10 protein-coding genes and 2 pseudogenes are annotated in these 13,758 nt (G+C 61.7%); 5 read left to right on the forward strand and 7 right to left on the reverse strand.

Features of this window, described 5'->3' with window-relative positions:
• Positions 1-4: 4 nt before the first annotated feature.
• Both PSAKL28_RS28470 and PSAKL28_RS28475 read left to right on the forward strand, forming a co-directional pair.
• Positions 5-274 (forward strand): annotated as a pseudogene (locus PSAKL28_RS28470) (PAS domain-containing protein); the annotation flags it as partial.
• Between the two features lie 297 nt (positions 275-571).
• A pseudogene (locus PSAKL28_RS28475) lies at positions 572-1,576 on the forward strand (methyl-accepting chemotaxis protein); the annotation flags it as partial.
• Positions 1,577-1,582: 6 nt separating this feature from the next.
• Here the strand turns inward: PSAKL28_RS28475 and PSAKL28_RS04295 are convergent.
• The 3 genes from PSAKL28_RS04295 to norR all read right to left on the reverse strand — a co-directional run bounded on the left by PSAKL28_RS04295 (position 1,583) and on the right by norR (position 4,950).
• Positions 1,583-2,332, reverse strand: a complete 750-nt coding sequence (locus PSAKL28_RS04295; RefSeq protein WP_038607016.1) for a YkgJ family cysteine cluster protein — start codon at positions 2,330-2,332, stop codon at positions 1,583-1,585.
• A gap of 84 nt (positions 2,333-2,416) precedes the next feature.
• Complete coding sequence (locus tag PSAKL28_RS04300; RefSeq protein WP_038607019.1) at positions 2,417-3,316, reverse strand: chemotaxis protein; 900 nt, start codon at positions 3,314-3,316, stop codon at positions 2,417-2,419.
• Between the two features lie 80 nt (positions 3,317-3,396).
• The gene (norR, locus tag PSAKL28_RS04305) at positions 3,397-4,950 is read right to left on the reverse strand and encodes a nitric oxide reductase transcriptional regulator NorR (protein ID WP_038607022.1); all 1,554 of its coding nucleotides are present in this window, start codon (positions 4,948-4,950) and stop codon (positions 3,397-3,399) included.
• Between the two features lie 153 nt (positions 4,951-5,103).
• Between norR and hmpA the strand changes: the two genes are divergently transcribed.
• Both hmpA and PSAKL28_RS04315 read left to right on the forward strand, forming a co-directional pair.
• Positions 5,104-6,285: an NO-inducible flavohemoprotein gene (gene hmpA, locus PSAKL28_RS04310; protein ID WP_038616241.1), complete on the forward strand. Its 1,182-nt coding sequence runs from the start codon at positions 5,104-5,106 to the stop codon at positions 6,283-6,285.
• Between the two features lie 171 nt (positions 6,286-6,456).
• Complete coding sequence (locus PSAKL28_RS04315; protein ID WP_038616243.1) at positions 6,457-6,927, forward strand: phosphate-starvation-inducible protein PsiE; 471 nt, start codon at positions 6,457-6,459, stop codon at positions 6,925-6,927.
• Between the two features lie 172 nt (positions 6,928-7,099).
• Here PSAKL28_RS04315 and PSAKL28_RS04320 read toward each other — a convergent pair whose 3' ends face one another.
• The 4 genes from PSAKL28_RS04320 to PSAKL28_RS04335 all read right to left on the reverse strand — a co-directional run bounded on the left by PSAKL28_RS04320 (position 7,100) and on the right by PSAKL28_RS04335 (position 11,541).
• Entirely contained in the window at positions 7,100-7,507 is a 408-nt protein-coding gene (locus PSAKL28_RS04320; RefSeq protein ID WP_038607024.1) for an HPF/RaiA family ribosome-associated protein, read from the reverse strand.
• Positions 7,508-7,685: 178 nt separating this feature from the next.
• A complete protein-coding gene (gene fecA, locus PSAKL28_RS04325; RefSeq protein ID WP_038607025.1) occupies positions 7,686-10,025 on the reverse strand; it encodes a TonB-dependent Fe(3+) dicitrate receptor FecA in 2,340 nt (779 codons plus the stop codon).
• Between the two features lie 89 nt (positions 10,026-10,114).
• Entirely contained in the window at positions 10,115-11,050 is a 936-nt protein-coding gene (locus PSAKL28_RS04330; protein WP_038607028.1) for a DUF4880 domain-containing protein, read from the reverse strand.
• A complete protein-coding gene (locus tag PSAKL28_RS04335) occupies positions 11,047-11,541 on the reverse strand; it encodes a sigma-70 family RNA polymerase sigma factor (protein ID WP_038607031.1) in 495 nt (164 codons plus the stop codon). Before PSAKL28_RS04335 ends, PSAKL28_RS04330 begins: the two co-directional genes overlap by 4 nt.
• Before the next feature lie 216 nt (positions 11,542-11,757).
• Between PSAKL28_RS04335 and PSAKL28_RS04340 the strand changes: the two genes are divergently transcribed.
• Complete coding sequence (locus tag PSAKL28_RS04340) at positions 11,758-13,728, forward strand: ligand-gated channel protein (protein WP_038607034.1); 1,971 nt, start codon at positions 11,758-11,760, stop codon at positions 13,726-13,728.
• Positions 13,729-13,758: the final 30 nt, after the last annotated feature.

The following is a 13,758-nucleotide window of genomic DNA, read 5'->3' on the forward strand; positions in this document are numbered from 1 at the left end:
CAATATGCCTGTGACCGGTCGCAATGTGGATTATCCCGGTGACGCCAATATCCTTTCCACCACCGATCTCTCCAGTGTAATCACCTACGCCAATGACGACTTCGTCAAGATCAGCGGTTTCAGCCGTGAAGAACTGATAGGCAGCGCTCACCATATCGTGCGCCATCCGGATATGCCGTCACAGGCATTCGAGCAGATGTGGCAGACGCTAAAACGCGGCCAGTCGTGGATGGGGCTGGTGAAGAACCGTTGCAAGAGTGGCGATCACTACTGGGTCAGCGCTTTCGTTTCGCCCATCGCCAGTCAGGGCCATACGGTGGAGTATCAATCGGTACGGACCAAACCCAGCGCCGAGCAGATCGAGGCCGCCGAGCGCTGTTATGCGCAGCTGCGCAGTGGGCGCCAGGCCTGGTGGCAGCGCCTGCCGGTGCTGGGGCTTGGCTGGCAACTGTGGGCGGGGGTGACACTTGGAGCGGTGCTGGCCTCGGCGCTCACGCGCTGGTTGCTGCCGGTATTGGCCTGGCAAGGCGTGCTGGAGGTGCTGTTGGCCAGTGGCTTGAGTGCGTTGGTCATTCTTGCCGTGCTCAAGCCGTTTCAGCGTCTGTGTGCCGAAGCCCTGACCATCGCCGATAACCCGTTGAGCCAGCAGCTGTATACCGGCCGACGCGATGGCATTGGCCAGATCGATTTCGCCCTGCGTATGCTCAAGGGCCAGCTCGGTGCGGTGGTCGGGCGCATCGGCGATACTTCCCGGCGCCTGGCTGGACACAGCGGTTCGCTGGCGCAATCACTGCAAAGCAGTCACAGCAACAGCCTCGAGCAGCAGGGCGAAGCCGACCAGATCGCTACCGCGATCAACCAGATGACCGCCAGCGTCGCCCAGGTCGCCAGCAATGCCCAGCAAGCCTCCCAGGCCGCCGATCAGGCCGAAGGTGAAACCCGTGCCGGGCACCAGCTGGTCGACCTCAACCGTAGCGCGATCCAGGAACTGGCCAGCTCGCTGGATGCCGCCACCGAGGTTATCCACACCCTGCAGAACCACAGCAGCGAGATCACCGGGGTGGTGGAGGTGATTCGCGGGATTGCCGAGCAGACCAACCTGCTGGCACTCAACGCCGCTATCGAGGCGGCTCGGGCGGGGGATCAGGGCCGTGGTTTTGCCGTGGTCGCCGATGAGGTGCGTAGCCTGGCACAGCGTACGGCGCAATCAACCCACGAGATTCAGCGCATGATCAGTGTCTTGCAGGTCGGTGCTCGCGATGCGGTACAGGTGATGCAGCAGAGCAGCGAGCATGCCGGGCACAGCGTCGATCAGGCCCGGCGTGCGGCCAGCGCGCTGGACGGCATCAGCCTGCGGGTCAGACAGATCAGCGAGATGAGTGTGCAGATCGCGGCGGCGGTGGAACAGCAGAGCCAGGTCAGCGAGAGCATCAACTGCAACATCATCAGTATTCGCCAGGCCAGCGAGTCAACGGTGCAGGTCGGTCAGCAGAGCCACCTCAGCGCCAGCGACGTGGCCGCACTTGCCGAGGATTTGCGGCGCCTGGCCGCCGAGTTCTGGCGGCGCTGCCATTGAGGTTGATCAAAAACCGATGAAACCGTAGTGCCCGGCCGCTTCGCTGCGGATCCGGGCACCGCAGGCCTCGAGTTGTTCGCACAGCTGCGGGTCGAGCACATGCAGGGTCCAGGGGGCGACCGGTCCCTCGGGGCGGACTTCTTGCAGTGCCTGGGCCAGGGCCTGGGTGTCAGGCAAATAGGCGGTGAAGCCGTTACCTTTCAAGGCGCTGGTATCGATACCCAGTGCCTGGCAGATAGCAACTTTGCCACGGATATCGTCGCGGTCGGCCTGGCGCGAGCGTTCGATCAGCTCGGCCAGGCGCCGGTCGACCAGGTGCTGGCCGTGAATCAATGGCGGGCCGCTTTGCCAGGCTTCGCTGGGGCAGTCCTTGGCTTCGGGGCGCAAGGGGATGTGCGGGTTGATTTCCATCGGATAGATACGGCACACCAGTGGCCGGGTTTCGTAGATGGTGCAGCGGTCATCGGCATCCAGGTTGCGGCAGCGTTCGGGGTTGAAGGCGGCGAAGGTGATCGCCACATGCGCCTCGGTGCTACCGCACGGCACCGGCCAGGAACGGCGCAAGGCATGTTCGCGCTGATCGGCGGGCAAGCCCAGGCCGTTGGCCAGGAAGGCTTCGACCAGGACGATGAGCTGGCCGCCGGAGCTCGTCCATTGGCGGGCTTCGCTCAGGGTCAGGGGGACGTGGTGGCCGGTGCAGCACTTGCCGCAGCCGGTGCAGTCGAAGCGGATATCGCCAGTTTGGGCAGTGTTCACGGTTTAGCGGGGACTCGATAGACAATGGGCTCGATTGTGCCTGAGGTTCAGGCACTTTCAAGCACAACCCTCAGCGCTTGTGTGTCAGCCTTCTGCGAAGGCCACGGCGCGGGCGGCGACGATCAGGCAATCGGTCAGGTCCGGCGAGGAGAATTTGGTCAGCACCGCATTGGCCCCGGCGAGCCTGGCTTTTTCGCTGTTCATGGCACTGTCCAGAGAGGTATGCAGCAGTACATAGAGGTGCTTGAAGTCCGGGGTGTCGCGCAGGGTGCGGGTGAAGGCGTAGCCGTCCATTTCGGACATTTCGATATCCGAGACCACCACGTTGATCTCCTGCTCGGTGCCTTGCAGCTCCAACAGGGTGTTGATCGCATCCTTGGCACTGCGCGCGGTGTGGCACTCGATCCCGAGGCTGCGCAGGGTGTGCACTGATTGTTGCAGGGCGACCTGGCTGTCATCGACCACCAGGATATTGGTGGCGGCTAGCAGCGACGCATCATCCGCGCTCAACTCGCTGGTGAGCACTTCGTGAGCAGGCGGGGCGATGCCATGGATGACTTTTTCGATGTCGAGCACCTGCACCAGGGTGTTGTCGACCCGGGTGACGCCGGTGATGAACGACTTGCTGCCCGAGCCATAGGGCGGCGGTTTGATGTCGGTGCTCAGGCAATGCACGATCTTGCTCACCGCCTGCACATGCAGGCCCTGCTTGGAGCGGCTGATGTCGGTGACGATCAGGCAGCCGCCCTGGGGATCTTCCAGCGGCCGTTCGCCAATGGCCCGGGACAGGTCGATCACCGACAGCGAGTTGCCACGCAGGGTGGCCACGCCTTTGACGTGGGGGTGCGACTCCGGCAGTTTGGTCAGCGGCGGGCAGGGAATGATTTCACTGACCTTGAGCAGGTTGATCGCCATCAGCTTGCCACTGCGCAGAGTGAACAGCAGCAACGACAGCGAGTCCGCGCGGGCATTTTGCGAGGCCATAGGCACCTTCAGGACAGATTGAAATGGGGAGATGCCGGGTTATCGACCCGCCAGTCCGTGGCTTTAATCGCTTGCACAAATCAGCGTAGACCCAGGCGCTTGGCCAGGCGACCGAGATTGGCGCGGTCCAGGCCCAGTTCGCGGGCGCTGCTGGCCCAGTTGTGCTGATGACGCTCAAGGCAGGCCTGGATCAGCTGGCGCTGGTAATCATCGAGGGCCTGGCGCAGGTCGCCGCCAGGCAGGGGCACTTCGGCAGGTAGCGGTGCCTGGCTGTGATTGGCTACAGGCTCGACAGGTCTCAGGTCCAGGTCGGCAGCATCCAGGGTCAGAATCTTCGGGCGCTGGCGATGCTGGCCGAGGGCCTTGAGCGCCGAGCGGCCGATCAGGTGCTCCAGTTCACGCACGTTGCCCGGCCAGTCGTAGGCCAGCAGCGCGGCCTGAGCTTCAGCGCTCAGGCGCAGGCTGCCCAGGCCCATGCGCGAGCGATTCTGTTCGAGAAAGTAGCCGCTGAGTAGCAGCACATCGCGCCCACGTTCGCGCAGCGGCGGCACCAGCAGCGGGTAGACACTCAGACGGTGATAGAAGTCGGCGCGATAACGTCCGCTGCGTACTTCATCGGCCAGGTCGCGGTTGGTGGCGGCGATCAGACGTACGTCGACGCGGTGTTCCTGGTCTGAGCCCAGTCGCTGCAATTGCCCGCTCTGCAGCACGCGCAACAGCTTGGCCTGTACCGTCAGCGACAGCTCGCCGACTTCGTCGAGAAACAGCGTACCGCCGTTGGCCAGTTCGAACTTGCCGCGGCGTTCACCGACGGCGCCGGTAAAGGCGCCGCGCACATGGCCGAACAGCTCGCTTTCTACCAGGGTGTCGGGCAAGGCTGCGCAGTTGAGGCTGATCATCGGCTTGTCGGCACGGCTTGAGGATTGGTGAATGGCTTGGGCCACCAGTTCTTTGCCGACCCCGGTTTCACCGGTGATCAGCACGGTCAGGTCGCTGCTGCCGACCAGCTGGATTTCCTCCAGCAGGCGTTTGTGCGTTTTACTCTGACCAATCATTTCCTTGTGCTGCTGGCCGCTGGCCTGGCGATACACTTCGGCGCGTTCATGCTCATCCTCGGCGCGCAACGCCAGGCGCTCGATGCGCTCGGCGACGTTGACCGTGGCTTCTGCCAGGCTGGCGAAGGCCTGCAGGGCATCGAGTTCGACCTGCTGGAACTGCTCCGGGTCCAGCGCATCGAGAGTGATCAGGCCCCAGGGCTGCTCATCGACGTACAGCGGGCAGCCCATGCAGTCGTGGACTTCCAGGTGCTGGTGCAGGCCTTCGACCAGGCCGTCGTAAGGGTCGGGCAGCTCGCTGTCGCTGGCAAAGCGGGTGGGTGCGCTGTTACCGAGAATCGCCTCGAAGCGCGGATGTTCGTTGACCTTGAAGCGCCGCCCAAGGGTGTCGGTGCTCAAGCCATCGACCGCCAGCGGCACCAGCCAGTCACCGTCCAGGCGCAGCAGTGCGGCAGCGTCGCAGGGCAACAGGCTGCGCATGGCTTCGAGCAGGCGTCGGTAGCGTTCGCGCTCGGGCAGGTCGCGGGCCAGGTCGCTGACCAGCGGCAGTAGGGCGGTGAGCAGGGATTTTGCGGTCATAAAGACTCCTGTTGGTCTTATTGACTATATTGCATTCCTGGTCTTTATGACTCTGTAAAATATAACTCATTGATTTATAAGGATTTTAAAGTTGGCATGGAAACTGAATTAGCCAAGGCATTCATCAAGAAGCCACAGGCTCAGGAGTCATCCATGCTCAATGCCCAGGATCGTGCAATCGTCAAAGCCACTGTTCCCCTGCTGGAAAGCGGCGGTGAGGCGCTGACCACTCACTTCTACAAACTGATGCTCAGCGAATACCCGGAAGTGCGTCCGCTGTTCAACCAGGCGCACCAGGCCAGCGGCGACCAGCCTCGGGCCCTGGCCAACGGTGTACTGATGTATGCCCGGCACATCGACCAGCTCGAACAGCTCGGTGGTCTGGTCGGCCAGATCATCAACAAGCATGTGGCCTTGCAGATCCTTCCGGAACATTACCCGATCGTCGGTAGCTGCCTGTTGCGCGCCATTGAAGAAGTGCTCGGCAAGGAAATCGCCACCCCTGAGGTGATTGCTGCGTGGGGCGCCGCTTACCAGCAACTGGCCGATATCCTCATCGGTGCCGAAGGCGACATCTATGCCCAGAAAGCCGCCGCTCCGGGTGGCTGGCGTGGTGCGCGCGACTTCAAACTGGTGCAGCGCGTCGACGAAAGCAGCGAGATCGTTTCCTTCTACTTCGCTCCGCTCGATGGTGGTGCGATTCTCAGCGCCGAACCCGGTCAGTACATCGGCCTGCAGTTGTTCATCGACGGCGTGGAACAGCGCCGCAACTATTCGTTGTCGGCCCTGAGCAATGCCGGTCAGTACCGCATCAGCGTCAAGCGCGAGGCCGGTGGCAAGGTTTCCAACTACCTGCACGAGCAACTGGCCGTGGGCGACACCATCAAGCTGTTCCCGCCATCGGGCGAGTTCACCTTGAGTGCCAGCGACAAGCCGCTGGTGCTGATCAGCGGCGGCGTCGGCATCACCCCGACCCTGCCGATGCTGGAAGCGGCGCTGGAAAGCGGTCGTCTGGTGCACTTTATCCACTGCGCACGCAACGGTGCGGTGCACGCGTTCCGTGACTGGGTCGATGGTCTGGCGGCGCGTTACCCGCAGGTCAAACGCTTCTACTGCTATGCCGAAGACGATGGTGTCAGTGAACCTGCCGATGCCGTTGGCCTGCTGACGGCCGACCAGTTGAACGAATGGCTGCCTCAGGAGCGCGACCTGGATGCCTACTTCCTCGGCCCGAAAGGCTTCATGGCCACGGTCAAGGGGCACCTCAAGGGCCTCGGCGTTCCTGAGAAGCAGAGCCGCTACGAGTTCTTCGGCCCGGCTTCGGCACTGGAATAACACGGTTTTTCCAACCTACGGTTGAAAGCACAAGGCACAGCCAGCGATGGCTGTGCCTTGCGGCGTTTGGTCGCCTTCTCAAACACAGCCCCTGGCCTTTTTACTGCATGCAGAAAAAGCGTCATGCGCGTGGCGCATCATCCTCCCAGCCGTATCAAGGAAAGCGAAATCGTGAACATCAAATGGGCAGACAAACTGCGCAAAGGCCTGCATGGCTCGGCGGACTCGCTGGGCAACCTCTGCGTCGAAGCATTTCACTACCTGGCCCTGTTCGGCATCGGTGCGATCACTGCCTATGCGGCGGTGGCGACCTTCATCGATATGCTCGGCAAGGGCGGTGTCAGCGTCGATGGCATCCTGCTGCTGTTCATCTACCTCGAGCTGGGGGCGATGGTGGGGATCTACTTCAAGACCAACCACATGCCGATCCGCTTCCTGCTCTATGTGGCGATCACCGCACTGACGCGTCTGCTGATCGGCGATGTCTCGCACCATAAAGCGCCGGATGTCGGCTTGTTGTACGTGTGTGGCGGCATCCTGCTGTTGGCGTTTGCGATTCTGGTGGTGCGTTATGCGTCTTACCAGTACCCGTCGACCAAGGCTATCGATGCGAGCGGCAAAGAGATCGAAGAAAGTAAATAACATCCGTTGGGATGGCGGTCTGTGGGAGCGGGCTTGCCCCGCGATGCGATGTGACTGCAACACTGCAATCGCGGGGCAAGCCCGCTCCCACCGGGTCTGGTTTCAAGGCAGTTGTTGCAATAAAAAAGGCGAGCCCACCGGGCTCGCCTTTTTACCGTCTGCGTTATGTCATTCAGCTAATACTGCGAGCTTGCTCGTTCTCCAGAAATTCTTCCTGTAGCAAACCGTCGTTCTGGGCACCGTCAACGCTTTGCTGGGTAACCGCGCGTTTGCTGCGCAGCTTGCCGTAGAAGTGCTCCAGGGCGTGGTTGAGCTTGATCGCGGCACCCTCGACAGCCTGGTCGAGCGATGCAGATTTGTGGCTTACGGAAATCGGTTGATGGCCTTTTGGGCGTGCCTCCATCTGGCAGCGTTTGTCGTGCGGACCTGGCTTGTCGCCATTCTCGTCGCGCAGGTGGACCTCGACGCGGGTGAGGTCTTCATCAAATCGTTCGAGCGTGCTTTCTACGGTGCTGCGGACCCACTCTTCCAGTCGAATGTTGCCTTGAATATGGTTGTCGCTATTGACTTGGATTTGCATAGTTCAATCCCTTATTCAGCTAGCTCGCAAGAGAATCGATGGGGCCTTTGCGGCCTGTGGAAACCATCGCCTCTTGACTACAAGGTCAGGCACTTGGCGCAACATTTCAAGTCCTTTTGAAAGATAAATTTCTTGTTGCAAAAAGCCCGGCTTCGGCCGGGCTTTTGCATGCGCTGGATCAAAACGCGACGGAGGTCTGCAGGTATACCGTACGAGGTTCACCGACATACTTGCCCTTGTTGTTGTCATCGTAGGAGCGCGTGAAGTACTGGTGATTGAAGATGTTCTTCACCCCAACGGCGACGTTCAGGTTCGACAGTTGCGGGCCGAAATCATAGGCCGCGCGGCTGCTGAAGAGCATGTAGCCAGGGATGCGTCCGGTGCTGCCATCGGCACTTTCGCTGGAGGTATTGGCGTTGTCGGCGTACTGGTCGCTCTGATAGGTGCTGTCCAGGTTCAGCTGCCACGGGCCTTCGGTGTAGGCAACGCCGAGGGTGCCTTTGTGACGTGACGAGAAGGGTACACGATTACCCTTGTTCGGCCCGTCTTCACGGATTTTCGCATCAACAAAGGCGTAGGTTGCATACACGTCGAAACCGGCCAGGGCAGGGTTCAGGCCCTCGAGGGCGTACTTGACGCTGGTCTCGATGCCTTGATGGCGGGTTTCACCGCGGGCAATCACCGAGTCGTTGGTCTGGTTGCTTTCGTACTGGTTGTCGAAGTTGATCAGGAATGCACCGATCTCGGCCTGCAGCAGGCCATCGTCATAGCGCGTACCCAGCTCCCAGGTCCGGGCTTTTTCCGGTTTGACTTCGCCGCTGCTGACGCGGTTGGGCATCTGGCTGTACTGCACACTGCCGAAGGAACCTTCGGTGTTGGCATACAGGTTCCAGCTGTCGGTCAGGTGATACATCACGTTCAACGCCGGCAGGGCGGTGTTGTAGTCGCCCTGGTAGCGCTGGCCGCTGAGCTTGTTGCTCTGCTCGGAATCGATCATCTCGTAACGGATGCCCGGGGTGATGGTCCACTGGCCGATGTCGATGCGGTCATCGAGGAACAACGCATGGGCTTCGGTGCTGCCGCGGGTGTCGCGGTCGTTGCGGCTGGCGGTGGTTGGCAGCTGGTTGGCGCTGATCGGTTCGCGGTAGCGCAGCTCGTGGCCGGCTTCGTTGATGTAGCGGTAGCCGACGCCGACTTCATGCCAACTCTCACCGAGCGCGAAGCCCTGGGAGAAGCGCGTTTCGATCCCGCGTACCCAGTATTCACGCGGCGACAGCGAGACGAAACTGCCCTGGTCCAGATAGCCGCTGCGCAGGGTTTTGGTGAAGAAGCTGTTGACGCTGAACTGGCGGGCGTCTTCCTTGTAGTCGTAACCGAAGTTGAACATCGTCCGGCGACCCCAGAACTTGTCCTGCAAGCGGGTCGACTGATACGGATCGGCATCGTAATCGGCGACGTTCAGGCCGCCGGGCATCTGCGCTTCACCCTCGTAGTACTGGGCCATGGCGTGCAGGCTGTTGGCTTCGTCGAGCTGCAGTTTGCCCTTGAGGATCAGGTCGTCGATCTGTGTGTCGCTGTGCTCGCGCCAGTCGCCACCGCGGGTGCCGGAGTAGAGCAGCGCGCCGCCCAGGCCGTTGTCATTGGTGCCACCGGCGAGCAGGTTGGCGCTGGTCTTGAAGCCGTCGTGGCTGGACGACGGGCTGGTCTGGGTCTGGAAGCCGGCTTTGACGGTCGGCTCATCAGGAATCGCGCGGGTCACGAAGTTGACGATGCCGCCGACGTTCTGCGGGCCGTAGCGCACCGCACCGCCGCCGCGCACGACGTCTACCGCGTCCATGTTGCCCATGCTGATCGGGGCGAACGACAGCTGTGGCTGACCATAGGGTGCGAAGGGCACCGGAATGCCGTCCATCAATACCGTGGAGCGCGATGCCAGGCGTGGATTGAGGCCGCGGATGCCGAAGTTCAGCGCCATGTCATGGCTGCCGGTGCCGTTGTTTTCCGGGGCGTTGACCCCGGGAATGCGGTTAAGCACTTCACGGGCGGTGGTGGCGCCTTGACGTTCGAATTCTTCGCGACGGATAACATCGCGGGCACCGGGATGCTCGAAGACATTGTCCTGTTCAGCTGCCCCCAGCCAGTCGCCGACCACGGTCGACGTACCCAGCTCTACAGGCGCGTTGGCAGTGGCTGCCGGTTGCAGGCTGAAGGCGTTTTCACCTTCGGCACGGGCCTGCAGGCCGCTGCCCTGGAGCAGGATATCGAGCGCCTGTTGCGGGTTGTACTGGCCGTCCAGGCCCGGGCTCTGCACACCGCGGGTGACCTGGGAGCCGAACGAGATCAGCACGCCGCTTTCCCGACCGAACTGGTTCAGGGCGCTTTCCAGCGACATCGGCGCGATGCGGTAGCTGCGTGCTGCAGGCTCGTCAGCCAGGGCTGGGACGGCGGCAACGCTCAGGCCAGCGCCGAACAGGAATGCACGAAGGGCTTGGGCAAGTGGGCTCGGGCGAAGGGGCATGCAAGGGGTCCTTGAGAAGGTCAAAGCAAAGGGTTCTGCCTTCTCTGTCACGCGAGATGAAAAAACGGCTCAGGTGTTTTGAAATTTTTTCAGGCCCGTGCTTCGACACTTACCCAGTAGCGCGTAAAGCGCCGAACCCGTACCGGTAAGGCAACCTCGAGCAGGTCGAGGATGCGTTCGCTGTCAGCCAGTGGATAACTGCCGGAAATCAGCAGCTCGGCGACTTCGGGGGCGCAATTGAGCTGACCTCGGCGATAGCGGCCCAGCTCATCGAGAAAGTCGCCAAGGCGCATGTGCGCGGCCACCAGCATGCCCTCGACCCAGGCCCCGGCATTGCTGTCGAGCAACTGGCTGGCCTGCCACTGCGGGCCATTGAAGCGTGCTTGCAGGCCAGCGGCCAGGCTGTTGCCGGCCAGGCTGGCGCTGCCTTGGTGGACGCTGAGCAAGCTGTAGCGCTCGAACTGACGCAGGTTGTAACGACCACTGCTCAGTTGCAGCAGGCCGAAATCGCTGAGCAAATGCAGAGGCCGGGCATCCTCGGCGACGGTGAGCTGGATTTCCCCTTCGAGCAGGCGCACCAGACGTTGCTCGGCATCGAAGCGCACATCGGCGGCGCTGCGGGTGTTCAGGTGCAGCTGGCTGCCATCGTCCAGTTGCTGACGGCGGCGCTCGCCCACCGGGCTGCGGTAGTCGGCAAGCAGGCTGGGCAGCGGGTTGTGCGGTTGCAGGCTCAAGCCGGCAGCGCCGCCGACGCCGAGAATCAGCAAGGTCTTCAGTGCCCGCCGGCGGCTGGCCGAACGCGGTGCCTGCAACGCCGCATGAGCCAGTGGCGAAGACAACCCGCGCAAACGCTGGTTGACCCGCTGGATATGCTCCCAGGCCCGGCGATGTTCTTCATGGGCTTGCAGCCATTGCTGCATGGCCTGCTGCTGGCGCGGATCGAGTGCGCCGCCCTGCAGTTCGATCAGCCAGTGCACGGCCTGTTTGGCCACCTGCGGCGAGAATTCCTGATGGGCGTTGTTCACAGGGCGAAGTAACAGCGCATGGCCGCCTTGTTCAGGTAGCGCTTGACCGTGGCCAGAGAGATGTTCAGCTGCGCGGCGATTTCGCCGTAGCTCAGTCCGTCGACCTGGGCCAGCAGGAACGCGCGTTTGACCAACGGCGCCAGGCCATCGAGCAGGCGGTCAAGCTCCAGCAGGGTCTCGAAGATGATTGCTCGGTGTTCCTCCGAGGGCGCCAGTTCTTCCGGCAATTGCGCCAAAGCCTGGTAGTAGGCGCGCTCCAGGTCCTGACGCCGGTAGTGGTTGCACAGCACGCGCTTGGCCACGGTGGTGAGGAACGCCCGCGGCTCGTTGAGCACCGGTGTTTCGCGGGCCTGCAGCAAGCGCATGAAGGTGTCCTGGGCCAGGTCGGCGGCGTTGTCCGGGCAGCCCAGGCGCCGCCGCAACCAACCGGTCAACCAGTTGTGATGGGCGTGGTAGAGGCCTTCGAGCGAGGAAGAAGAGGCACTGGGCACCGTAAAAACTCCGGCGCCAGAATGCGCAACAGAATAAGAATTGTTCTCATTGTAGTGTTTTCGCGGGCTGTTCGGCAATCAGCCGCTGACTGACGGCAAAAGCGCAGGGCGGAAAATGTAAATAACGTAAATAAGCTGTACTCTCATTTGAGAATAAATAGCATTCGCTCCCTAAGTGGTTTACCAAACCTTTACATTTCTCAGGGAGAGCTCTACGTGTCCCCGCTTTTTACTCGATCCTGCCTCGCCATTACCCTCTGCTCGTTGTACTCCGCCCAGGCCAGTGCCGAAGGCCAGAAGCCCATGGAGCTGGACAACGTGGTGGTTACCGCCTCGGGTTTCTCCCAGCAAATCAAGGATGCCCCGGCGTCGATTTCGGTGATTACCCGCGAGCAGATCGAGAACAAGTCCTACCGTGATGTGACCGATGCCCTGAAGGATGTGCCGGGTGTAGTGGTAACCGGTGGCGCCAGTTCCAGCGACATCAGCATCCGTGGCATGGCCTCCAAGTACACGCTGATGCTGGTCGACGGCAAGCGCCAGGACTCGCGGGCGACCCGCCCGAACAGTGACGGTGCCGGGATCGAGCAAGGCTGGATGCCGCCGCTTGAGGCGATCGAGCGCATCGAGGTGGTCCGTGGGCCAATGTCGTCGCTGTACGGCTCCGACGCCATGGGCGGGGTGATCAACATCATCACCCGCAAAGTGACCCCCAACTGGTATGGCGGCGTGCGCAGCGAAGCGACCTTCCAGGACCGCTCCGACTCCGGCGACTACAACAGTACCAGCGCGTTCGTCTCCGGGCCGCTGATCGAGAATCTGGTCGGCTTGCAGCTCTATGGCCAGCGTTCGCGTCGCGACGAAGACCACATCACCAACGGCTTCAACGAGCAGAGCACCGACAGCGGCACGGCCAAGCTTTCGTTCACCCCCGATGCACACAACGACATCACCTTCGAAGCGGGCAAATCCGAGCAGGATCGCTATGCCCACAAAGGCAAGTCGGCACGCTCGTCCGATAGCTTCAGCGACTACGAGCGCACCAACTTCGCCATCAGCCACTCCGGCCGTTGGGACAGCATCACCACCGACAGCTACCTGCAGCGCGAGAAGATCGAAAACCCGGGCCGGCGCATGGAGCTGGAAAACACCGTGCTCAACTCGCAGGTGTCGTTCTTCAGCGATTCGCACATCACCACCATTGGCGGCTCGTATAAATACGAAGACCTGAGCGATGAAGGTAACCAGTTGGCTGCGGCGTCCGACGTTAACCAGCTGACGCGCTGGTCGTGGGCACTGTTTGCCGAAGATGAATGGCGCTTGACCGAAGACTTTGCCCTGACCGGCGGCATTCGCATGGACCGTGACGAAAACTACGGTACACATTGGTCGCCACGCCTGTACGGGGTGTATCACCCGACCGAGCACTGGACCGTCAAGGGTGGTGTATCCAGCGGCTATCGTTCGCCGGACATCCGCGCCGCCGTGGATGACTGGGGCCAGATCACCGGTGGCGGTGGCGACCCGGCAATCATCGTCGGTAACTCCAGCCTCAAGCCGGAGAAGAGCCTGAGTCAAGAGATCGGTTTCATCTGGGACAACCTGGAAGGCTTCTCCACCGGTCTGACCGTGTTCAACACCGACTTCAAAGACAAGATCACCGAAACCCGCCGCTGCACCGACAGCACTGGCAATGCCTCGGGCCAGTGTCAGATTGGCGGTACTTCGTACAAGTTCATCAGTGACCGGGTGAACGTCGACGAGGCGCAGATGCGTGGTATTGAAGCGACCCTGGACTGGGAAATCACCCAGGCCCTGAAGCTTGCCACCAACTACACCTTCACCGACTCCGAGCAGAAGAGCGGCCCGCAAAAGGGCAAGGCCCTGAACCAGATGCCACGGCACATGGTCAACGCCACTCTGGACTGGCAGACCACCGACCAGCTGGGCACCTGGGCGCGCCTGAACTATCGCGGCAAGACCTCTGACTACCTGGGCCGCACCACCATGTCCGATGGCACGCCGTCCTACACCTTCGTTGACCTCGGCGGCACCTACCGGGTGACCAAGAACGTGAAACTGCTGGCCGGTGTCTACAACGTGTTCAACAAGGAAGTCGACTACCAGAACTACCAGACCGTACTGGATGGCCGCCGCTACACCGTGGGCGTCGACCTGTCGTTCTGAGGATAAGGCCAGCGGCTTTGCCTATGAGAA

The sequence above is a fragment of the Pseudomonas alkylphenolica genome (assembly GCF_000746525.1).
GTDB classification, from domain to species: domain Bacteria; phylum Pseudomonadota; class Gammaproteobacteria; order Pseudomonadales; family Pseudomonadaceae; genus Aquipseudomonas; species Aquipseudomonas alkylphenolica.

Coding starts and splice junctions, on each gene's coding strand:
- PSAKL28_RS04320 (WP_038607024.1), bottom strand. CDS start 7,507: ATGCAAATCCAAGTCAATAGCGACAACCATATTCAAGGCAACATTCGA.
- norR (WP_038607022.1), bottom strand. CDS start 4,950: ATGACCGCAAAATCCCTGCTCACCGCCCTACTGCCGCTGGTCAGCGAC.
- fecA (WP_038607025.1), bottom strand. CDS start 10,025: ATGCCCCTTCGCCCGAGCCCACTTGCCCAAGCCCTTCGTGCATTCCTG.
- PSAKL28_RS04300 (WP_038607019.1), bottom strand. CDS start 3,316: ATGGCCTCGCAAAATGCCCGCGCGGACTCGCTGTCGTTGCTGCTGTTC.
- hmpA (WP_038616241.1), top strand. CDS start 5,104: ATGCTCAATGCCCAGGATCGTGCAATCGTCAAAGCCACTGTTCCCCTG.